General features: G+C 67.3%; 25 protein-coding genes. 11 read left to right on the top strand and 14 right to left on the bottom strand.

What is annotated here, in order from left to right; all coding sequences use genetic code 11:
- Nucleotides 1-4 precede the first annotated feature (4 nt).
- On the top strand, nt 5-1,177 hold the full coding sequence (locus ACFW6D_RS15605; RefSeq protein WP_379328771.1) for a lipase family protein: 1,173 nt from the start codon (nt 5-7) through the stop codon (nt 1,175-1,177).
- 22 nt (nt 1,178-1,199) lie between these two features.
- Nucleotides 1,200-2,387: a lipase family protein gene (locus ACFW6D_RS15600; RefSeq protein ID WP_379328634.1), complete on the top strand. Its 1,188-nt coding sequence runs from the start codon at nt 1,200-1,202 to the stop codon at nt 2,385-2,387.
- Here the strand turns inward: ACFW6D_RS15600 and ACFW6D_RS15595 are convergent, their stop codons facing one another.
- From ACFW6D_RS15595 to ACFW6D_RS15585, 3 genes are read right to left on the bottom strand one after another with little or no spacing between them, the layout of a single operon-like run.
- Complete coding sequence (locus ACFW6D_RS15595; RefSeq protein ID WP_379328632.1) at nt 2,388-4,463, bottom strand: xanthine dehydrogenase family protein molybdopterin-binding subunit; 2,076 nt, start codon at nt 4,461-4,463, stop codon at nt 2,388-2,390.
- The gene (locus ACFW6D_RS15590) at nt 4,460-5,446 is read right to left on the bottom strand and encodes an FAD binding domain-containing protein (protein WP_379328630.1); all 987 of its coding nucleotides are present in this window, start codon (nt 5,444-5,446) and stop codon (nt 4,460-4,462) included. The genes ACFW6D_RS15595 and ACFW6D_RS15590 overlap by 4 nt, the downstream gene beginning before the upstream one ends.
- Nucleotides 5,443-5,946, bottom strand: a complete 504-nt coding sequence (locus ACFW6D_RS15585) for a 2Fe-2S iron-sulfur cluster-binding protein (protein ID WP_379328628.1) — start codon at nt 5,944-5,946, stop codon at nt 5,443-5,445. Before ACFW6D_RS15585 ends, ACFW6D_RS15590 begins: the two co-directional genes overlap by 4 nt.
- A 266-nt stretch (nt 5,947-6,212) precedes the next feature.
- Between ACFW6D_RS15585 and ACFW6D_RS15580 the strand changes: the two genes are divergently transcribed.
- The 3 genes from ACFW6D_RS15580 (at nt 6,213) to ACFW6D_RS15570 (ending at nt 8,472) form a co-directional block, all read left to right on the top strand.
- Nucleotides 6,213-7,073, top strand: coding sequence for a haloalkane dehalogenase (locus tag ACFW6D_RS15580; RefSeq protein WP_379328626.1), 861 nt, complete (start codon nt 6,213-6,215; stop codon nt 7,071-7,073).
- A gap of 19 nt (nt 7,074-7,092) precedes the next feature.
- Complete coding sequence (locus tag ACFW6D_RS15575) at nt 7,093-7,608, top strand: hypothetical protein (protein ID WP_379328624.1); 516 nt, start codon at nt 7,093-7,095, stop codon at nt 7,606-7,608.
- A gap of 84 nt (nt 7,609-7,692) precedes the next feature.
- On the top strand, nt 7,693-8,472 hold the full coding sequence (locus tag ACFW6D_RS15570; RefSeq protein ID WP_379328622.1) for an alpha/beta fold hydrolase: 780 nt from the start codon (nt 7,693-7,695) through the stop codon (nt 8,470-8,472).
- A gap of 55 nt (nt 8,473-8,527) precedes the next feature.
- On the opposite strand, the gene ACFW6D_RS15565 is transcribed toward ACFW6D_RS15570, so the two are convergent.
- From ACFW6D_RS15565 to ACFW6D_RS15550, 4 genes are all read right to left on the bottom strand, one after another.
- Nucleotides 8,528-8,884, bottom strand: a complete 357-nt coding sequence (locus tag ACFW6D_RS15565) for a MerR family transcriptional regulator (protein WP_379328620.1) — start codon at nt 8,882-8,884, stop codon at nt 8,528-8,530.
- Between the two features lie 395 nt (nt 8,885-9,279).
- Nucleotides 9,280-9,723 (bottom strand): anti-sigma factor antagonist, encoded by a 444-nt coding sequence (locus ACFW6D_RS15560; RefSeq protein WP_379328618.1) that lies wholly within the window; start codon nt 9,721-9,723, stop codon nt 9,280-9,282.
- A 147-nt stretch (nt 9,724-9,870) separates the two neighbouring features.
- Entirely contained in the window at nt 9,871-10,974 is a 1,104-nt protein-coding gene (locus ACFW6D_RS15555) for a glutamate--cysteine ligase (protein WP_379328616.1), read from the bottom strand.
- 73 nt (nt 10,975-11,047) lie between these two features.
- Nucleotides 11,048-11,221, bottom strand: a complete 174-nt coding sequence (locus ACFW6D_RS15550) for a CsbD family protein (RefSeq protein WP_379328614.1) — start codon at nt 11,219-11,221, stop codon at nt 11,048-11,050.
- A gap of 148 nt (nt 11,222-11,369) precedes the next feature.
- Between ACFW6D_RS15550 and ACFW6D_RS15545 the strand changes: the two genes are divergently transcribed.
- Complete coding sequence (locus ACFW6D_RS15545; protein WP_379328612.1) at nt 11,370-12,032, top strand: PAS and ANTAR domain-containing protein; 663 nt, start codon at nt 11,370-11,372, stop codon at nt 12,030-12,032.
- A gap of 4 nt (nt 12,033-12,036) precedes the next feature.
- Here ACFW6D_RS15545 and ACFW6D_RS15540 read toward each other — a convergent pair whose 3' ends face one another.
- Complete coding sequence (locus tag ACFW6D_RS15540) at nt 12,037-12,279, bottom strand: hypothetical protein (RefSeq protein ID WP_379328610.1); 243 nt, start codon at nt 12,277-12,279, stop codon at nt 12,037-12,039.
- Nucleotides 12,280-12,351: 72 nt separating this feature from the next.
- Complete coding sequence (locus ACFW6D_RS15535) at nt 12,352-14,499, bottom strand: catalase (protein ID WP_379328608.1); 2,148 nt, start codon at nt 14,497-14,499, stop codon at nt 12,352-12,354.
- A gap of 357 nt (nt 14,500-14,856) precedes the next feature.
- Here ACFW6D_RS15535 and ACFW6D_RS15530 point away from each other — a divergent pair, with 357 nt between their 5' ends.
- The 4 genes from ACFW6D_RS15530 to ACFW6D_RS15515 all read left to right on the top strand — a co-directional run bounded on the left by ACFW6D_RS15530 (nt 14,857) and on the right by ACFW6D_RS15515 (nt 17,325).
- Nucleotides 14,857-15,294 carry an anti-sigma factor gene (locus ACFW6D_RS15530; RefSeq protein WP_379328606.1) on the top strand — a complete coding sequence of 146 codons (438 nt, stop codon included), beginning with the start codon at nt 14,857-14,859 and terminating at the stop codon, nt 15,292-15,294.
- 97 nt (nt 15,295-15,391) lie between these two features.
- Nucleotides 15,392-16,228 (top strand): RNA polymerase sigma factor SigF, encoded by an 837-nt coding sequence (locus ACFW6D_RS15525; protein ID WP_379328604.1) that lies wholly within the window; start codon nt 15,392-15,394, stop codon nt 16,226-16,228.
- Nucleotides 16,229-16,414: 186 nt separating this feature from the next.
- On the top strand, nt 16,415-16,822 hold the full coding sequence (locus tag ACFW6D_RS15520) for an STAS domain-containing protein (RefSeq protein WP_379328602.1): 408 nt from the start codon (nt 16,415-16,417) through the stop codon (nt 16,820-16,822).
- 74 nt (nt 16,823-16,896) lie between these two features.
- Nucleotides 16,897-17,325, top strand: coding sequence for an anti-sigma factor (locus ACFW6D_RS15515; RefSeq protein WP_379328600.1), 429 nt, complete (start codon nt 16,897-16,899; stop codon nt 17,323-17,325).
- Here the strand turns inward: ACFW6D_RS15515 and ACFW6D_RS15510 are convergent.
- From ACFW6D_RS15510 to ACFW6D_RS15495, 4 genes are read right to left on the bottom strand one after another with little or no spacing between them, the layout of a single operon-like run.
- Entirely contained in the window at nt 17,300-18,295 is a 996-nt protein-coding gene (locus tag ACFW6D_RS15510; protein ID WP_379328598.1) for an iron-containing redox enzyme family protein, read from the bottom strand. The genes ACFW6D_RS15515 and ACFW6D_RS15510 overlap by 26 nt on opposite strands.
- Nucleotides 18,295-18,615, bottom strand: coding sequence for a CDGSH iron-sulfur domain-containing protein (locus ACFW6D_RS15505; RefSeq protein ID WP_379328596.1), 321 nt, complete (start codon nt 18,613-18,615; stop codon nt 18,295-18,297). Before ACFW6D_RS15505 ends, ACFW6D_RS15510 begins: the two co-directional genes overlap by 1 nt.
- On the bottom strand, nt 18,572-19,246 hold the full coding sequence (locus ACFW6D_RS15500; RefSeq protein ID WP_379328595.1) for a HemK2/MTQ2 family protein methyltransferase: 675 nt from the start codon (nt 19,244-19,246) through the stop codon (nt 18,572-18,574). Before ACFW6D_RS15500 ends, ACFW6D_RS15505 begins: the two co-directional genes overlap by 44 nt.
- Nucleotide 19,247: 1 nt before the next feature.
- The gene (locus tag ACFW6D_RS15495; protein ID WP_379328593.1) at nt 19,248-19,538 is read right to left on the bottom strand and encodes a hypothetical protein; all 291 of its coding nucleotides are present in this window, start codon (nt 19,536-19,538) and stop codon (nt 19,248-19,250) included.
- Between the two features lie 234 nt (nt 19,539-19,772).
- Between ACFW6D_RS15495 and ACFW6D_RS15490 the strand changes: the two genes are divergently transcribed.
- Nucleotides 19,773-20,279 carry a hypothetical protein gene (locus tag ACFW6D_RS15490; RefSeq protein ID WP_379328592.1) on the top strand — a complete coding sequence of 169 codons (507 nt, stop codon included), beginning with the start codon at nt 19,773-19,775 and terminating at the stop codon, nt 20,277-20,279.
- Between the two features lie 12 nt (nt 20,280-20,291).
- Here the strand turns inward: ACFW6D_RS15490 and ACFW6D_RS15485 are convergent, their stop codons facing one another.
- A complete protein-coding gene (locus ACFW6D_RS15485; protein WP_379328591.1) occupies nt 20,292-20,480 on the bottom strand; it encodes a hypothetical protein in 189 nt (62 codons plus the stop codon).
- Between the last annotated feature and the right edge of the window lie 101 nt (nt 20,481-20,581).

Here is a 20,581-nt window from a genome sequence, read left to right as displayed (position 1 = left end):
CGTGATGGTCGGGCTACTCGCCGCCTCGGGCCCGCAGTCGGCCACGGCATCCCCGCCGGTCTATCCGGCACCGGACCCCGACCCCTTCTACGCAGCGCCCGCCGATCTCGCCGCGCACGAACCCGGTGCCGTGCTGGCCGTGCGCGTGCAGGAGCCACTGCCCTACTTCCCCACCGCCACAGTCACTTTGGTGAAGTTCCGGTCCAACGACTCCCAGGGCCGTCCCATCGCGGCGACCACCACAGTTCTCACCCCGAAAGACCACCGCCCCGGCGCACCCCTGCTGTCCTACCAGCACATCATCAACGGCCTCGGCACCCAGTGCGCGGTCTCGCGTGCCCTCTACGCCTACGATCCCAATCTGCTCTATCGTGCTGTGCCGCTGCTGAACACGATGCTGCTGCGCGGCTGGAGCATCGCCCTGCCCGATCACCTCGGCCCGAACGCCGCCTACGGTGCGGCCAAACTCGGCGGCCAGATCACCCTCGACGGCATCCGCGCCGCCACCAAGGTCCCCGAACTCGGTCTGGCCGACAGCCCGTCGGCCATGCTCGGCTACTCCGGCGGCGGCATGGCGACCGGCTGGGCCGCCGCGCTCGCCCCGCAGTACGCACCCGAGCTGCGCCTGGTCGGTGCCGCCCAAGGCGGTGTGCCCATGAACATCACCACCATGGCGCGCGCCCTCGGCTTCGCCCCGCATCCGATGTTCGGCCTGGCCATGGCGGCAGCACTCGGGCTGGAACGGGAGTACCCCGACCGCCTGCCGATCAGCGGACAGCTCAACAACACCGGCTTGTCCGTGCGTGACGCCATGGCCAACGGCTGCACGGTCGAACTCATCGCCGCGGGCGCCATGCACAGCGCCTCCGATCTCGCCTCGACCGTCTCGCTCATCGACGACCCACGAGCGTGGGAGGTGGGCGACCTGAACAGCCTCGAGCTGTTCGAACCCGTCCCGACGATGCCGATCTTCGAATGGCACACCCCCATCGACCCGCTCATTCCCGTCGACGCGGTCGAGCGTACCAACCAGCGCTATTGCCGGGCCGGGACCCCGGTGCAGTCCGAGCTGTACCCGAGCCCCGACCACCTGGCGACCGCCGTCATGGGCTTTCCGTCTGCCGTCGCATGGCTCGATGCCCGCTTCCGTGGCGAGCCCGCACCGAACAACTGCTGACTCCAACGATTGAGGATCCACCATGCGCCGCATCTGGACAGCCGCGCTGACTGTGCTGTTGTGCACCATCAGCGTCGGAATATTCGCTCCCGCAGCAACTTCCGTGCCGCAGTACCCCACCCCCGATCCCGACCCGTTCTTCACCGCACCGGCCGACATCGGTGACTTCGCCCCCGGTGATGTGGTCCGCAAACGCAAGGTCGACCTCGGCCCCTACCAGGGCACCGACATCTGGCACGTCGCCTTCCGCTCCACCAATTCCGCAGGCGACCCGATCATGGGCGTGACCACGGTGATGATCCCCGCGGGCGTGGCGAACCCGCCGCTGGTGTCGTACCAGGCGCTGATCAATTCCCTTGGTACCAAGTGCAATCCGTCGCACTCCCTGCTCAGCAACGAAACCCCCGACGCGTTCGGCGCGGTACTGCCGCTGGGCCGCGGTTGGGCCGTCGCCCTGCCGGACTACCTCGGCCCGAACGTCGCCTACGGCGCGGCCAAACTCAGCGGCTTGGTCACCCTCGACAGTGTGCGAGCGCTGCAACGCGCCACCGAACTCGGTCTCGGCCAGTCCCAGATCGCCCTGGCCGGCTACTCCGGCGGCGGACTGGCGACCGCATGGGCCGCCGCCATGCAGCCCACCTATGCCCCCGAACTGAAGCTGGCCGGCGTCGCGGCGGGCGGCATCCCCGCCGACCTCGAACAGATGGCCCTCGGCATCGGCTTCGGCCACCATCCCGGTTTCGGCCTCGCCTGGGCGGCGGCCATGGGCCTGGAACGCGAATACCCCGAGCGCCTACCGATTTCCGACCAGCTCAACGGCGAGGGCCTGTGGTACCGGGACTTCACCGCCGACGAATGCCGCCGCTTCCTGCTGTTCCACGGCATCACCCGCAGCGCCGAACAACTCGCGGCGACCAAGTCCCTGATGGACAACCCCGAGGCACGAGCGGTGTTGCGGGAGAACAGTTTGCGCCACTATCCCGAAATCCCGGAAACCCCGATAATGCTCTGGCACGGCGTCTTCGACGGCCTCACCCCCTACGACGCCGTCGCCGACGTAGCCGCCCGCTACTGCGCAGCAGGCGCCCCGGTGACCTTTTCCCGCTATCAGATCGCCGAACACATGACCACCGCAGTCGTCGGCCTCCCCGAAGCCTGGAACTTCCTCGAGGCCCGCTTCCGCGGCGAACCCGCACCCACCCGCTGCTGATCAGAGCGCGCCGAGCAGGTCCTCGAGGTGAATGGGGACGTGGCGGACCCGGACGCCGGTGGCGTGATAGACCGCATTGCCTACCGCGGCTGCTGAGCCGACGATGCCGATCTCACCGATTCCCTTGCTGCCCATGGGGTTCAGGTGCGGGTCGTGCTCGTCGATCCAGCTGACGTCGATCTCGCCGATGTCGGCGTTGACCGGGATGTGGTAGCCGGCGAGGTCGTGGTTGACCACCGCGCCCACCCGTGGGTCGAACTCGCTGCTTTCCAGCAGCGCCATCGACAGGCCCATCGTGACGGCGCCGATGAACTGCGAACGGGCCATGCGGGGATTGATGATGCGGCCGACGCCGAACACGCTGACCACGCGGGGCACCCGGATCTCGGCGGTGTCGGTGTGCACCCGGACCTCGACGAAGTGGGCGCCGAAAGCGTGCGTCGAAAAGACGTCTCGGGCCGGGTTTTCGGGCGCCTCGACGGTCACTTCGGCGCCGTCGGCGGGTTCTTGCCCGTATCGCTCGCGGAAGGCCCGCGCGGCGGCCACCACGGCCGAACCCCAGGAGGCCATGCCGGTCGAGCCGCCCGCCACCGTCCCCTTTGGCAGGTCGGAATCGCCGATCCGCAGCTCGATCCGATGCTGCTCGACGCCGAGTGCGTCGGCGGCGATCTGACCGAGCGAAGTCCAGGTGCCGGTGCCGATATCCATGGCGTCGATGGCTACTTCGTAGCGGTCGCCGACCCGGCGCACGCGGGCGACATTGCCCGCGGAGAGGCCGGCCGGATAGGTGGCGGCCGCGACGCCGGAGCCGATCAACCACCGGCCTTCGCGGCGTGATCGGGGTGCCGGGTCGCGATCGGCCCAGCCGAAGCGGTCAGCCCCTGTACGCAGGCATTCCACCAGGCCGCGACTGGAGAACGGGCGGCCGGATTCCGGGTCGACCTCGGGTTCGTTGTGCACGCGCAGGGCGATCGGGTCCATCCCGAGAGCCACCGCGAGCTCGTCGATCGCCGTCTCGCCCGCGTACATGCCGGGACAGTGTCCGGGGGCACGCATCCACGACGACACCGGCACATTCCGTGCGGCCAAGCGGTGCGAGGTCGAGCGATTGGCGGCGGCGTACATCACCCGGGAGGCGATCGCGGTCTGCTCGGCGAATTCCTTGACCTCGGAGACCTGTTCGACCACGTCGTGGGCGATCGCGGTCAGCGTGCCGTCGCGGTGGGCGCCGAGCCGGATGCGCTGGATGGTCGGGGTGCGGTAACCGGCGAGCGAGTACAGCTGCTGCCTGGTCAGCGGCAGCTTCACGGGGCGGCCGTCGGCGAGTTTCGCCGCCATCGCGGCGAGCACGATATTGACATGCGGTTGGCCCTTGGAGCCGAAACCACCGCCGACGAACGGTGCGATCACGCGTACCTGCTCGGGGTCCATCCCGAACAGCGGCCCGATCGTGGATCGCACCACGTGCGGGCCCTGAGTGGAGTCGAACAGCACCAGGGCACCGTCGGTCCAGTGCGCGATGGTGGCGTGCGGTTCCATCGGATTGTTGTGGACCATCGCGGTGGTGTAGGTCTGGTCGATCGCGATCGGGGCGAGGTCCAGGGCGGCGTCGACATCGCCGATCGAGGTATCGGCGGGTGAACCACCGTCGATCTCCGCCGGGGTATAGAGATCGGCACTGTCGGCGCTGAAGGTGACCTCGGCGGGACGCTCGTCGTAGGTCACGAGCACCCGCGCCGCGGCCTCCGTGGCCACCTCGAGACTGGTCGCGATGGCCACGCCGAGCGCTTGACCGCGGAAGGCGATCTCGTCGTTCTGGAGGATGAACAGCTCTTTGTCGTCGTCGACGGCCAACCGGGGTGCGTTGTGGTGGGTGAGCACGGTGAGGACACCGTGGATCTGCTCGGCCGCGCTCGTGTCGATCTCCCGCACTCGACCACGGATGATCGTCGACTGAATGACGCAGCCGTACAGCGGTTCTCGTTGCGGGTGCTCCATCGCGTACGGCGCGACACCGCGGAGTTTGGCGGGACCGTCGATGCGGGTGGGTGAGCTGCCGATCGCGGGGGTGCTCATCGCGCCTCGTTCAGGTCGCGCAGGGTCGCGACGAGGACGTTGCGCGCCAGCGGGATCTTGAAACTGTTGTGCCGCTGCGGTTGTGCGTGCGCGAGTTCGGCGTTCGCGGCGGCGGCGAAGTGCTCCTCGGTGGCGGCTCGGCCGCGCAGGTGGGCTTCCGCGCGCAGTGCTCGCCATGGTTTGGGTGCCACGCCGCCGAACGCGATCCGCACATCCCGCACGACCCCGTCGGCGATGTCGAGGGCCGCCGCCACCGAGACCAGCGCGAAGGCGAACGACGCGCGGTCGCGGACCTTGCGATAGGTGGAGGTGCGCGCCCAGTCGAGGGCGGGCAGGTCGACGGCGGTGATCAGGTCGCCGTGCTCGAGGACGGTGTCGCGGTCGGGTTCGTCACCGGGCAGGCGATACAGGTCCACCACCGGTATCTCGCGTTCGCCGTGCGCGCCGAGCACTCGCACCACCGCCTCCGCCGCGACCATCGCGACCGCCATATCGGAGGGATGGGTGGCGATGCATCGGCTCGACGCACCGAGGACGGCCTGATCGCGGTCGAACCCACCGATCGCCGAGCAACCGGTGCCGGGCTCGCGCTTGTTGCACGGAACAGTCGGGTCCTGAAAGTAGGGGCAGCGGGTGCGTTGCAGGAGATTTCCGCCGGTGGTGGCAAGATTTCGCAGCTGGGCCGACGCGCCTGCGAGCAACGCCGCCGACAGCATCGGGTAGCGCGCCCTGATCACCGGGTGCGCCGCCAGGTCCGCGTTGCGCACGCCCGCGCCGATCCGCACACCACCATCCGGGCGCTGGGTGATCTCGTCGGACGCGAGACCGCTGACATCGACCAGCCGTCCGGGGGCGATCACACCGAGCTTCATGTGATCGACGAGATTCGTTCCGGCACCAAGGAATACGGCATCGGGTTCGGCCAGCACCGCGGTGACCGCATGCCCGGCATCGGCGGCCCGCTCGTAGACGAACTCCCTCATCGCCCGACCTCCTCGATCGCCGCGACAATGTTCGGATAGGCACCGCAGCGACACAGATTGCCGCTCATCCGTTCCCGGATCTCCTCGACGCTCAGCTCGATCTCGGCCGTCAGGTCGGCGGTGACATGACTCGGGACACCCGCCTTCACCTCGTCGAGCATGCCGACGGCCGAACAGATCTGGCCCGGAGTGCAGTACCCACACTGGAAGCCGTCGTGCTCGAGGAATGCCTGCTGCATCGGATGCAGTTCACCGCCCTCGGCGAGCCCGTCGGCGGTGACGATGCGCGCCCCGTCGTGGGCGACCGCCAGCGCCAGGCACAGCGTGGCCCTTCGCCCGTCGAGCAACACGGTGCACGATCCACACTGCCCGCGATCACAGCCCTTCTTCGGGCTGGTGACACCCAACTGCTCACGCAACACATCCAGCAGGGTGGCGCGGGTGTCGACGTCCACCACCCTGGTCCGCCCATCGACAGTCAGATTGATCTGCGCACGCATCGAACGGCCTCTCGTCGCGGAAACTCCGGGTCGACCTCCTAGCGCAGCCGACCCGCCAGGGCCCGCTACCAGCACCAATACACCCGCCACGCTACCAACCCGGCGTCATTTCGTCGCGTGGGGACGGGCATCTCAACGCGGGTCGCGACATCACAGCCGGGATGACGGTGTTCGAGCGCTCAGCGGCACCCGTGATAGTCATCTCGGTTGACGTTGATCGCAAATCTGTTGCGCCACAGCTAGTCTGACACCGGGAGGAGGACCCCATGCTGATCGATTTCGTCCCCGACAGGGATCTGTACCCCTTCGAGTCGCGCTGGTTCGACTCGTCCGCCGGACGGATGCACTACATCGACGAGGGCGACGGCCCACCGATCCTGTTCTGTCACGGCGCCCCCGCGTGGAGCTTCCTCTACCGGCACCTCGTGAACGACTTGCGCGACCGGTACCGGTGCGTCGCCGTCGACTACCTCGGATTCGGATTGTCCGAGCGCCCAGTGGGTTTCGGCTACACCATCGCCGAGCACACCGCGGTTCTCGGCGAACTCATCGACCACCTGCAACTCGACGACTTCGTGCTGATGGGCCACGACTGGGGCGGGCCCATCGGACTCGGCGCGGTCACCGCCCGAGCGGATCGGGTGCGCGGACTCATCCTCGGCAACACCACGTTTTGGCCGATGGAATCGGTGGCGAACCGAGCGTTCAGCACGGTCATGAGCAGCCGTCCGATGCAGCGCCGCATCCTCGAGAAGAATTTCCTCATCGAGGGCGTCCTGCTCGCCGAACTCGGACGCACACTCACGCCAACCGAAGCCGACCACTACCGCCTGGTGCAACCCACCCCCGAAGCCCGCCACGGCCTCACCGTGATGCCAAGGGAAATCCGCGCCGCTCGCCCGCTGCTCGACCAGCTCGCCCGAGACGTACCCGCTCAGCTCGCCGACAAGCCGACCCTGCTCACCTGGGGAATGCGCGACATGGCCTTCCGCCCGAACGCCTACATCCCCCGAATGCGCACCACCTTCACCGACCTCGACATCGTCGAACTACCCCGCGCAGGCCATTTCATCCAGGAACACGAACCGAACACCATCGCCACCGCAATCGCCAAGCGATTCCCATAGTTTCGCGCCGAGGGAGATCATGCAAACGGTGTACCCCAGGCCGCGGGGCGAGCTCATCTTCTACATCCTGATGTTCGGTGCCGGTGCCACATTCGCGATGGTCCTGCTGTTCGACGATGACATCGACGTCGTCCAACGAATGATCCACGCACTGCCTGTCGCGGTTATTTCCTGCATGATCCTGTTCGCGACGATCAGAGCCCTGGTCGAGAATCTGCCCGAGCTCGTCCTCGACGCCACGGGTATCGCGGCCGCGGCCAGTGGGCGACAGGTCGCCACAATCGCGTGGAACGAGGTAGCCGCGGTAAGAATCGGGCGTTTCTACTGGCACGAGACGATCGAAGTCATCTTGCACGAACGGTCCACCGGCCGACAGCCGAGGATCCAGCCGACCGTGGCCAGCGGCTGGACCGCGGTCGACGGGCACAAGACCCTGGTGCTGTCCCCCACTCGGCTGCGTCCGCACAAGGCCGCCGACATCATCGGCGCGATGACACGGCACCACCCAGCTCTGTTCGTCGCGCCACCCGCATAACCTCGAACGCCGAGACCGATGAGTTTCAACGGTCGAAGGCGTCATATCGGTTTGACTGACCTGTACCGATAAGGGAGCGTGACAATGAGGACGGCGACGTCGACGGACGGCACGGAAATCGCCTATGACATTTCCGGCGGTGGGCCTGCGCTGGTCTACATCACCGGGGCGATTTGTTTTCGTCGGTTTCGGCCGGTGGTCGGGGATGCGCGGGTGTTCTCCTCGGCGTTCACTGTCTACAACTACGACCGGCGGGGGCGTGGGGACAGTGGAAACGCGCTGCCGTATTCGGTCGAGCGGGAGGTCGACGATATCGAGGCGGTTGTCGATGCCGCGGGTGGGCGGGCGGTTCTCTACGGGCATTCGTCGGGGGCGGCGCTGGCGCTCGAAGCGGCGGCTCGGCTGCCGGACAAGATCGACAGGGTCGTCATCTACGACGCTTCGTATGTGCACGACGAGGCCGAGCGGGTTTCCTACGCCCAGTTGGCGGACAAGGTGCGAGTGCTGGTCGACGAAGGCGAAAACGGTCGCGCGCTGAAGGTTTTTCTGCGGGGAATCGGGATGCCGAGTGCGTTCGTCGCGTTGCTTCCGTTGTTTCCGGGCTGGAGAACGATGAAGGCGCTCGCCCCGACGCTGATGTACGACATAGCGATCACCGAGGATCTGCCGCCGGTGGCACGATTCGCCGGCATCGAGGTGCCCGTGCAGGTGGTGGTCGGGGAAAAGAGTCCGCCCGAACTGCGTCAGGTGGCGCGCGCGCTGGCCGATGCCATCCCTGGGGCGACCCATCAGATACTGGCCGGACAGGATCATATGGTGAGCGCCGAGAAATTGATGCCGATGCTGATCGCGGCGAACGGGTGAAGCGGCCCCGCCCGGTCGGGTGAACACCAACGTGCCCACCCGGATTCGGGGCGGCTCAGTTCTCGGCGGTTCGGTTGTCGAGCGCGGTCTGCAAGCTCGCGTTGATGCGCTGGGCTTCGGCGAGCTGGTCTTCGAGAATGACGATGCGGCAGGCGGATTCGAGGGAATTGCCCGCGTCGACCAGTTCGCGGACGCGGCCCGCGATGCGCAGTTGGTAGCGGGAGTAGCGGCGGTGGCCGCCCGAAGAACGTTGCGGGATCAGCAGTTCGGCCGCGTCGAGGGCGCGGAGGAAGGCCTGGGTCACGTCGAGGATTTCCGCGGCGCGCCCCATGCTGTAGGCGGGGTAGTCGTCGTCGTCGAGCTTGTCGGCGGCACTGATGCCGTCGGCCGTGTTCAGGTTCGGTTGCTGCACAGCACCTCTCGTGATTCAACGTCGGAAGGCCCCGGCGCACTGTGCGCCGGGGCCTGAGATTTACGGATGAGGGATTGACTTCAACGGTAAGTGACTTTTCAGAAACCCACCACCTCCTGTTTCACCAGTCCTACTCACGATGTTCGTTCACCTTGCTGTTGTTCATCTTGCTTCTTCGTCCCCTCCGCCGGTCCGGCCTACTGCACCGGATTCTCTTCTCCGCCGGAGGGGACGGTGGAACCTTCTGCTCCGGGCAGTTCATCTGCCCGGCCTCTTGGACTCTCTAGTTCGTACTCCAGCGACTGTACACACCCACTTTCAGAATGTCTACACCCGCGACAGTAGATTTTTTGTCGCAAGGGAATCCCGTTCCGTCAGGGCTGGGACCTGCGCTGTTACGTCGTCAGCGGCGACGGGGGCGGGAACGTCGTTCGAATGGACTGCCGCAGTGGCCGGGCGGATGCCAGGGCTTGGGTACGGCTGACGTAGACGGGTAGCCATTCGGTGAGGCCGGCGGCGACGATGATGCGGTCGGTGACCGTGGGGACGGGGTTGACCACGCTCATGCGCGCACTGCTCTGCTGGGCTCGGGTGGCCATGTCGAGAATTGCCCGGCAGGACATGAAGGTGACGTCGCGGATGTCGATCACCAGGTGGCCGGACTCCCCCTCTGCCGCCAAGGCGTCGTCGAGGATCGTTCGCCACTGCGGCAGGGTGCAGGCGTCGATCTCACCGTGCACGTGCAGGATGGTGGCCGTGTGATGCAGGGTGAGTTCGGCGCGCAGCTGGGGCGGCGCGGCGGGGGTGCTGTGATCGTCACGGCTGGAATGGGTGTTCACGAGTTTCTCGAATCCTCGGGCACCGGCAGGAAATCTTGCTGCCCCCAGCCGGTCCTGGTGACTCAAGAGCGGCTGGTGCCTACATTTCAGCACGCGCGTTCGACGCTGTCACCGATTGTGACGGATCTGATGCCAACCGTGTCGCGGTCATGAGCAGCCCTCGAGCGTCGCGTCGGCCAGTTCCGTGAGCACGTCGGCGATTTCACGACGCCTGCTCATCGCCCGGACCTGGCGTCGCGCCCCGTTTCCGCGTTCGACCAGCGCGGCGACAGTGGCGGTGACGAAGTCGTGGTCACCGTAGCGGCGCAGGGCGGGCTGGATCTGTTCGACCAAGTCGGCGAGCAGCTCGCGGTGCGGCATGACGCGACCGCCGACGACGTCGAGGCCGTCACCGTCCAGTCCGGAGCGGGCCGCGTTCCAGTAGGCGGCGCGAAGAATTTCGCCGGGCACGGCGGGCGCGGGAACGTGGTCGGCGACGGCGTCGAGCGCGGTGCCGACGATGCCTCGGATGAGCGCGGCCAGCAGCGCGGATTCTTCGGCCGTGGCAGGCACATCGCTCACCCGGATCTCGACGGTCGGAAACGTCTCCGACGGGCGGATGTCCCAATAGACCATCTTGTTGTCCAGGATGCTGCCGCTGGCCCGCATCATCGCCACGATCGATTCGTAGTCGGTCAGTGAGTCGAAGTACGGCGGCGGACCGGCGCTGGGCCAGCGCCGCCACAGGATGCTGCGCCAGCTCGCATAGCCGGTTTCGCTGCCGCGGTAGATCGCCGAATTCGCGGTCAGCGCCAGCAGGACCGGCAGCCAGGGGCGCACGTGATTGCTGACCTGCACCGCGATTTCCCGGTCGGGCACCGCGACGTGTACGTGGCAGCCGCACAGTCCCTGCTCGTGCGCGATCATGCCGAAACTGTGCGCGATGCGCTGGTAGCGGGGTGTATCGGTGACCGGATATCCCTCGGGCACGGTCGGCGGGACCGCCACCGCCAGCAGCCGGACGTTGTGCTCGGCGGCGCATTCGGCGACCCGGCGGCGCGAGGTCCGCAGGTCCGCCAGCAACGCGCCGATGTCGGAGTGCACCGCGCTGCTCGTTTCGACCTGGCAGCTCGTCAGTTCGAGCTGCAGTTCGACCCCGGCCCGTTTTGCCGTCTCGGCGACGAGGGTGTTCTTCGGCGCGGGCGCGCCGGTGTCGGGATCGGTCAGCAGGAATTCTTCTTCGACGCCGACGGTCGGAACCTGGGCGGGCACTGCATCACCTACTTCAGAGACCACGGGTCATCGGTCCGGTGGGGACCGATGACCCGGGCGGTGTATGGGCCGGTCAGTCGCGGAAGGCGTCCTTGACCTTTTCGCCTGCGTCCTTCAGGTTCGACTTCGCCTGCTCGCCGCGGCCTTCGTTCTCGAGGTCGCGATCGTCGGTCGCGCGGCCGGTGGCTTCCTTGGCCTTGCCCGCGAGCTCTTCGGCCTTGTTCTTCGCCTTGTCAGCGATGCTCATGTCATTCCTTTCAGGCTGCTTCTCGGCCACCTGGTGGCCGTGGGCCATCCTGGGGACCCAAGGACGGCCTACCCGGGACCGCCAGGTGCAAACAAGCGCCGCGTCGGCAGTGAATAATCAGTGCATGACCGAACGGGACGATGTATCCATGACAGAGCGTGCTCTTGTCGAGCGCGTGATCGGAGTGGGTGACCCGTTGACGGTCGGCCGGTTCCGCTTCCGATCCGCCACGCGGCAGTGGGAGTGGTCCGACGAGGTGGCGCGGATGCACGGCTACCCGCCGGGCACGGTGCCGACGACCGAAATGTTGTTGTCGCACAAGCACCCTGACGATCGGGACCGGGTCGCGGCGATGATCACCTCGGTCGAGGACAGCGGCGCGTTCTCGAGCCATCACCGGATCGTCGACACCCACGGACGGGTCCGCGATGTGCTGGTCGTGTCGGAGCCGCTTTCCGATGTGGACGGGACGGTGATCGGCACCGAGGGGTACTACATCGATCTGTCCGACACCGCGGCCGAATACCGGCGCGAGGCCATCGACAGCGCCCTGCCCGGGCTGTTGGAAGCGCGGGTGGTGATCGAACAGGCCAAAGGGGCGCTGATGCTCGCCTACGGTGTCAGCGCCGATCAGGCGTTCCGGGTGCTGCGGTGGCGCTCGCAGGAGACCAATGTGAAGCTGCGCGCGATCGCCGAACGGGTGGTGGCCCAGCTGCCGACCGTGGCCACCGACGAGGTCCGGCTGCGGACTCGCCTCGACCACGTCCTGCTGACCGCGCACGAGGGCATCCGGGCCGACCCCGTCGGCTAGCGATCTACGGAGTCCGCCTGCCCGGCGACGACGCGGAAACCCGCGGAATGGGGTCGGGATCCGGCCGCGGCGGCACGGGCTCGCCGGGGCCGGGCGGCGCGGGCGGGGTCGGCACAGGATCGGGACCGGGCGGGGTGGGAATCGGCGCGGGACCCGGCGGGGACGGCACCGGATCACCGGGAGAAGGTGGGACCGGATCCGGTGCGGGGCCCGGCGGGGTCGGCTCGGTGAGCTCGATCGGGAACATCGTCGCCTCCTTTGTCGGCGGGTGGTCGGCGTCGGTCCGAACGGACGCCGACATTCTGAACGGCTACGCGGGTCAGGAGTCCGGTTCGATTCGCGCCCAGGCGCGGTGCTCACCCAGATCGGTGAGCAGACCGGTGGTCGCCGCACCGGCGTCCGCGACGGTGATTCCCGGTGCGTCGGCGTCGATGTCGTTGCGCTGCAGCACCGATGCCGCGGTGCCGACGGCGGCGATCGCCTTGCCGTGCCGCCACATTTCCTCGATCAGCAGGTCGACTTGTGGATCAGCGGGTGCGGCCAGCAGTAGCGCACCGTCGAATTCGACCGATCGCATCGTGGCGAAGGTTCGTGCCACCGGCTCACCGCCGATGATGCCGCCGTGCGCTGCGACGATCATCGGTGTGACGAGCGCCGTGGTGAGGTCGGTCGAGACCGACTGGATCGCCTCGGCCGACGTGGTGTCGTCCACCAGCACCGCGACCGTGCGGCCGTCGACGGGGAAACTGCCGTGCCGTTGCGACAGCGCGGCACTCGGCGCGAGCTCCACGGGTTCGGCGTTCGGTGCCGGTTTGTCAAGCCCGAGTTGGCCCGCGACATACTCGGCCAGCCCGTCGTCGACGTTGACCAGCATCTGCAGTCCACGTTGCTTGATCGTCGCGGACGCGCACTTTCCGAGTTCGAACGAGAACGCGTCGGCCAGGTGTTGCTGTTCGCCTGCGGTCAGGCTGCGGTAGAACTGGCGTGGTTGCGAGTAATGGTCGGCGAACGACACCGCGCCCTCGCTGTTGGCGGAGGTTCGCAGCTTGGCGGTAGGCGGCGGAATCGGTGTCGGCGAATCGACATAGGCCTCGCCGGCGAAACTCGCCGCGTACGGACAACCGCCGCCGAGCGAATTCGGTTTGTACGCAGCGACTCCCGGGTGCACGGCGCCCTGGTGCATACCGTCGCGGAACAGATCGTTGACATCGGCGTGCGGGGTATTGATGGGTAGCTGCGTGAAATTCGGCCCGCCGAGCCTGCTGATCTGGGTGTCGAGATAGGAGAACAACCTGCCCTGCAGGAGCGGATCGTCGGTGACCTCGATGCCCGGCACCAGGTGCGTCGGACAGAACGCCACCTGCTCGGTTTCGGCGAAGAAGTTCTCCGGATTCGCGGTGAGCCGGAGCGTGCCGATCGTCTGCACGGGCGCGAGTTCTTCGGGGACGAGCTTGGTGGGATCGAGCAGATCGATGCCCTCGAAGAGGTGGTCGGGGGTGTCCGGGAAAACCTGGATGCCGAAATCCCATTCCGGTGCCGTACCGGTGGCGATCGCGTCGGCCAGGTCCCGGCGATGAAAATCGGGATCGAAACCCGCGGTCAGCTGGCACTCTTCCCACAGCATCGAGTGCACACCCAGACGCGGCTTCCAATGGAATTTCACCAGACTCGTCGTGCCGTCTTCGGCGACCAGCCGATAGGTGTGGATGCCGAATCCCTCCATCATCCGCAGCGAACGCGGCAGCGCGCGATCGGACATATTCCAGAAGGTGTGCGCGGTCGCCTCGGTGTGCAGGGTGACGAAATCCCAGAAGGTGTCGTGGGCGGATTGCGCCTGCGGGATCTCGCGGTCGGGCTCCGGCTTTCCGGCGTGGATCACATCCGGGAATTTGATCGCTTCCTGGATGAAGAACACCGGAATGTTGTTGCCGACCAGGTCGTAGACCCCTTCGCCGGTATAGAACTTCACCGCGAAACCGCGGGTGTCGCGCACGGTATCGGCCGAACCGCGCGAGCCGAGAACGGTCGAGAATCGGACGAACACGGGAGTCTGCGCGTCGGCGGCCAGGAACTTCGCGCGGGTCAACGACGCGGCGGCGCCGTTGGCGACGAATACACCGTGCGCGCCGGTGCCGCGTGCGTGTACGACCCGCTCGGGGATGCGTTCGTGGTCGAAGTGGGTGATCTTCTCGCGCAGATGGAAGTCCTGTAGCAGCGTCGGGCCGCGCGGCCCCGCCTTGAGCGCGTGATCGGTATCGGCCACCCCCGCACCCTGCGGAGTGGTCAACCGCGGACCCTGCTGGGCGCGCAGCGTCGCCTCACCGGGAATCGGTGCGCCGGTGGGGCTGCGCAGCGCGGGCCCCTCCTGGTCCGGTGCGGGACCGGCCTGCTCACACGGCGTCCCTGGATCCTCATCGGGCGGCGTCGGCGGGCGGGTGAACTCAGGAGGAATGTCGTGTTCGGTCATAGTCTTTCGTCGTCCCTTCGCAGTCGGGAAACTCAGAGAATGGGCCTGCCACCGGGCACCGCGAGCCTGCCTGTTTGTTTGTTACCAGTGGGAAAAACCTTCCCCCGGGGACTACCGCGTAATCGACTCGGTAAACAGCGGTTCGGTCACGGGCGAGGGGGTACGCGCCGAATATGGAAATAATCGCGATCATCGCCCTGGTCGTCCTGGTCGCGGTGGTGCTGCTGATGCGCAGGCCACGCGGCAAGCGGCCCGGCGAACCGGAGTCGACGGGCAACGACCCGAAATGACCCCGAGGCGTGACCCGATGGTTACGGGGTAACCTCCGAACAACGGTTGTGGAACGAGGGAGGTGGCGTGCGAGCTCGAGATCGCGACACCGCTCCCCGTTCGCGGACCGTCGGATTCCAGGTGCCCGCCGAACTCGACCAGCTGAGCATGGTGCACGCGCTCGCCGAAACCGTGCTGCTGGTCCGCGGTTTCGCGCTCGACGAGGTCACCGACCTACTCCTCGCACTCGACGAGGTGGCCACCGCTTTGATGCTGGTCGCGACCCCGGAATCGCATATCGACTGCTCGTTCACCGGTGGTGACGGAGCGCTCGGCGCCCGGGTGAGCGCACTGGCCCGCGAGCCCGCCGCCCTCGACGAGAACTCCTTCGGCTGGCACGTGGTCGCGACGCTCACCGACGCGTTGCGCACCGAATACGGCGGCTTCGACCCGGCCCGCGACGGCTATCCGACCACCGTCGAGTTCGGCTGGATCCGCCGACTGCACGGACCCGCCGCCTCCTGAGCAAGTGGGGTTAGTCTCGTAGACAGGGCATGGCCCCGGGTCCCGGTGGGTACCCCATGAACACATCCGAACCGCCCCGGAAGCGAGGCACCACGCGATGACATGGGAATCAACTACAGCAGTCGAACAACCGACAGCTCGCCGATCGCACTCGCGCGGCGACAGCTACGACAACATAGAACCGTGGTTCGAGAAGCTGCGCGCGCTCCCGCCCGACGACGAGCAACGTGACACGCTGCGGGCGAAGATCATCGAGTTGTCGCTGCCGCTGGCCGACCACATCGCGCGCAAGTTCAACGGCCGCGGCGAGCAGTTCGACGACCTCGAGCAGACGGCCCGGGTGGGGCTGGTGCTGGCTGTCGACCGGTACGACGTGACCCGTGGCTCCTCGTTCCTGTCCTTCGCGATCCCGACGATCATGGGCGAAGTACGCAGGCACTTCCGCGACCGCACCTGGGCGGTGCGCGTACCGCGCCGGCTCAAGGAGATCCAGCTCCGCATCGGGCCCGCCACCGAGGAACTCTCACAGCGGCTCGGCAGGCTGCCCAACGCCCGCGAACTCGCCGCCGAACTCGACGTGGACCTGGTCGAGATCACCCGCACGCTCGTCGCGGGCAACGGCTACCAGAGCAATTCGATCGACGGCGTCACCCACGACGGTCGCGACGACTCCACCCAGCCGATCACCGACACCCTCGGCGCGGACGAACCGTGCTACCAGCTCACCGAGGACGCGATGGCGGTGCGCCCGCTCATCGCCGCGCTACCCGCCGAGGAGCGCCGGGTGCTGATCATGCGCTTCTACGAGTCGCGGACCCAGGGCCAGATCGCCGAGGAACTCGGTGTGTCCCAGATGCAGGTCTCGCGAATCCTGTCACGGACCCTGGCGCTGCTGCGGGAACAGGCACTCGCCGAACCGACGCCTTCGCCGTGACGGCTTTGCAGTGACACCCGCTTTGCAGTGACACCCGCTTTGCAGTGACAGCAGCGCCGCCACGTGCCAGAATTGTCCTAGGTTGAGACCTCCAGCCGACCCCGGTTCTCGTGCACCGCACCCTGACCATCGGCTAATGGCCTTCGGTCGTGCGAACCGGAACGCCCTGTCGCACAGGAGGTCTGTATGTCTGTCGTCATGGATCGCCGGCACTCGAGCCGGCTGCGCTGGTATCGCGGGTCCTCCGCACACACCGCAGCCGAATTGGCGCTGCGCGACCCGGGACGGCCCGGCTGCTGGGTATTGCACGCCGGATTCGAACTCGACGCGGCGCGAATGCCCCGATTCCGCACGCTGCTCGACCGCGCGGTGCGCTCCGGCGCGCGGGTGGTCATCCTCGACCTGCGCGATACCGAGTTCCTGAGCATCCGGGTGGCGGCGATGCTCGGCACCGCGAAAGCCGACGCGTGGGCCCACGAGGTCGAAATCCGCCTGCTCACCGGCACCCGTGAAGTGGAGCGGGCCCTGGATCTGGTCGGCGTGCGACCCCTGTTCCGGTACTACCGGTCCCTCGACGAGGCGTCCGGCTCCTGACTGTTTCGCTCCCCCTGATCGTGGGTATGCGCTCGATGAAGCCCACTCCAGCGCAAGCCAGGGAGGAGGACATCGTGGATTCGAGCGACCGGATCGTCACCGACTCCGAACACGCGACAGCGACCCACATCCAGATCGATGCCGACCTGGGGCAGATCGTCATGCTCCGAGCCGTCGCCGAAACCGTTGCCCTGATCGCGGGTTTCACGGTCGACGAGGTGGCCGACACCCGAGTCGCCCTCGACGAGGCGGCGACCTGCCTGGTCCTGGGCGCGGTGCCCGGTTCCCAGCTGCACTGCGACGTGGTCGCCGACGGATTCCGGATCAGGATCTCGGTGCGCGGCGTCTGCGGCGACACCGACCCGATCGACACCACGGGGTTCGGCTGGAACGTGATGGGGTCGATCACCGATCACCTCGTCGCCGACCACGATCCCTTTGACCGCGCCAAGGGCGGCTACCCCGTTGCCATCACCTTCACACAGGTGCGGCGAGTGCACTGATCGGCTCGCGCAGTGAACTGCGGTCCGCGTTCCAGCACCGCAGCACATGCTCGGCGAAGCGATCTTCCAGCAGGTTCGTCACCTGGATGCCGAACACGATCGACCGGGCCTGTTCGGGATCGGTGGCCAGCAGACCGGCGATGACATCGCGACGCATCACCTGTTCGTGGACGGCGTCGGCCTCGACGTGCTCGGCGTAGAAGTGCGCGCACGCGGGGTGCGGGAGCAGGGTGCGCGCGAGTTCGGCCAGGCGGCGCGATGCCGGTGACGAGGTGATCTCGGCGGTGGCGAAGTGGCCGACCAGTGCGCCGCGTAGGCCGCGGTGCAGGCCGAACATCGACATCATGTCGACCAGCGCGAGCATCGGCGCGGGCACCAGGTCCAGGTAGTGCAGGTAGGTCGGATCGAGGTCCGCACCGGCGAGCAAGTCGGCGAACAGTTGCGCGTGCACGCGTTCGCCACGGCCGCCGCCGAACTCGTCGAACTCGACCGCTACCAGCGAGGCCTTCACCTGCCCGCGCAGCCGTGGGATCACCCAGGCATACGGGTCTGCCTCGATGTGGTGGTAGATCGAGCGGTGGGCGAAGTATTCGCGCAGTTTGTCGGGGGTGCCGTGGTCGGTGAGGAATCCGGCGATGCCGTCGGAGCCACTGGTCGGTTCGAGGAGGCGGTCGAGTTCGTCGTCGACGTCGTCGCCGCCTGCGACGTCCGCGTGCAGGGTCGCGCGGAACTGGTTCTCCAGATCGCGGCGTAGGCGCAGTAGATCGGGATCCCATTCCCAGCTTTCGTCGACACCCGCGAAACCCTGGTAGTGGAGTTCGTAGCAGGTGTGCAGGGTGAGCTGGAGATCCTCGCCGTAGGGGTCGAGTTCGGGGGCGCAGGGAACGACGGAACCCGGTGGGCGCGTGAGCAATTCGATGATGGCGGCGGACAGTTCGCCGCGCGGTTTCGGCAGTGGTCGAAGGGGCATCAGTCGGCACTCCTCGGGCGATGTCGGCGCCGGTGGCTGGTGTCGCACAGGGGGTAGGTGCTCGATCGGCGGCACAGACACAGCGCCACCACGAAGCGGTCGCAGTGCAGCGTCTCGCCGTCGGCGGTCACGAGATCGACCGGTCCGTCGATGAGCGCGGGGCCGTCCTCGGTGAGCACGACGCGACGCGGGTTCGGTCGAGCAGGCTCGGACCGACGCGACTCACACGGTGTCGGCTGCCCCGAGTCACGCTGGACCGAGTCGGCCGGGCTCGGTTCACGCAGGATCGGCGACGACGGGAGACGAGGTTCGGTCGACACGAATCACCACCAGTTCCTCCTCGCGCTGACCGGGCCGGATGAAACCGTTCGCGGCAAGCCACTCGGCCCGCGACCGCATCACTGGCCCGAACGGCACCGTCCCGGTCGCCACCACCCGCGCACTCGCGCCGAGCCCGCGCAACTGACTCAGGCTGCGCTGCGGATCGCTGACCGCCGAGTGCACGATCAACCCGACACCACGTTCGGTGAGCAGATCCGGCAGCATCGCGCACAGCCGATCCAGCACGCTGCGCCCGTCGTGGCCCGCATCCCAGGCCAGCGCCGCACCGCGACCGCTTGTCTGCTCAGCGGGAACGTACGGCGGATTCGCGACCACCACGTCGAAGCGCGGCAACCGCAGCGCCGAGGCGAAGTCGCCGTGCAGCAACTCCACCGCGATCCCCCGCAGCCGACAGTTCATCCAGGTCGACATCAGTGCCGACCAGGACAGATCGACCGCGGTCAGACTGCCCGCACCCGCCGCGGCCGCGGCCAGTGTGAGCGCACCGGTCCCCGCACACACATCGAGCACCCGTCCGCCTCGCAGCGACGGCACCTCGTGCAGCGCACGGGCCAGCAACCACGTGTCGGCCTGCGGCCGGTAGACACGCGGCACCCGCAGAACCACCACGTCAGTGACCTCGCGGTTCGTCGAGGGCCAGATCCTCCTGTGCCTTCACCCGCCGATGCTCGGCGACCACGAGCCCGATCCCCAACACCAAACACACCACACACGCCACTCCCGCGATCACGGCCCAGCCCGCGAAGCCGTATCCGGCCGCGGTGAGCGTGAGACCGAGCAACACCAACCCGACGGCGGCCAGGATCAACCCCGGCCAGTTCCGTGTATCCCTGATCGACTCCCCCGCATGCATCCGGGTGGTCCGAGCGTCATCGGGAAACTGTTCCTCTGACTGGTTCATCGCGCATGCTCCTTTCGAGGACGACACCGCCCTTTCCCTGGACATGCCCGCAAACCGGCAAAGCAATCACCCGGCACCGCACTGAGCCGCCTGAGTTCGACGCTCTGCCGAATAGGCCGAATACGTGCGATCGCCTACGATTCGCGGATGCGTCGATGGTTGGTGGTTTTGTCCGTATTCATGGTGGCCGGGTGTAGCAGTGCGGCCGGAGCGGACCAGGTCGACAGTGCCGAGATGGCACGTCGAGTCGCCGACAACACCGCGGTACAGACAGCTATCGCCACCGCGCTGAAGTCCAAGACGGGTCGAGACTTCCACGCCGTGGAGTGCGCGCTCTCACCCACAGGCGAGCCCACTGGGAGTGGGACCTGCACGGCGATCGAGTCCAACGGCAGCCGGTGGGAGGTCGAGCATTCCGGCGGAACGAACGTCATCCTGAAAGACGTTGCACTGTACGCGAAGACACTCGAAACCATCGTCGGTGGCCTGGCGAGAGATCTCTCCAAGCACTACGGCCTCAGCACCAGCATCTTCCCGTCCGGCGGTGCGCTCTGCGGCAATATGCTGCGCGGCAAAGCCGACGAATCCACCCAGTGCATCGCGGTCCTCGCCGACAAGAGCAGCACCGACGTCACCGTCCGCACCACCAGGGTCGAAGACAATCGGATCTACTTCCAGATGTTTCCCAACAACCGGCCCGATCTGAGCCAGAGCGGTTGGCACCTCGCCGACCCCCGCTGATCGAGGGCGAAACTACCCGGCCGGGTAGACCTCGGTCGGGACGCTGGTGGCGGCGGCCCAGTGCATGAGGCAGTCGCGGGTGTCGAAGTGCCGGATGTCGCCGCCGCCGAGGTCGACGGTGATCCAGCGGTTGTTGACGTCGTGGTCGACGCGCTGCCAGCTGTCGCAACCGTCGCGGTCGCAGTGTCTCGCCAAGGCCATCTTCGGGGCTCCTACTTCGTGATGCGAAGAGGCCAGGGTATACGGGGCGTGCTGTGTGGTCAGGACCACTCCCATGAACTGCGCGTAGCTGACCGGGCTCG

The sequence above is a fragment of the Nocardia sp. NPDC058705 genome (genome assembly GCF_042749305.1).
GTDB lineage: Bacteria > Actinomycetota > Actinomycetes > Mycobacteriales > Mycobacteriaceae > Nocardia.
Note: the sequence above shows the minus strand (reverse complement) of the source record. Positions and strands in the feature narration are given on the sequence as shown.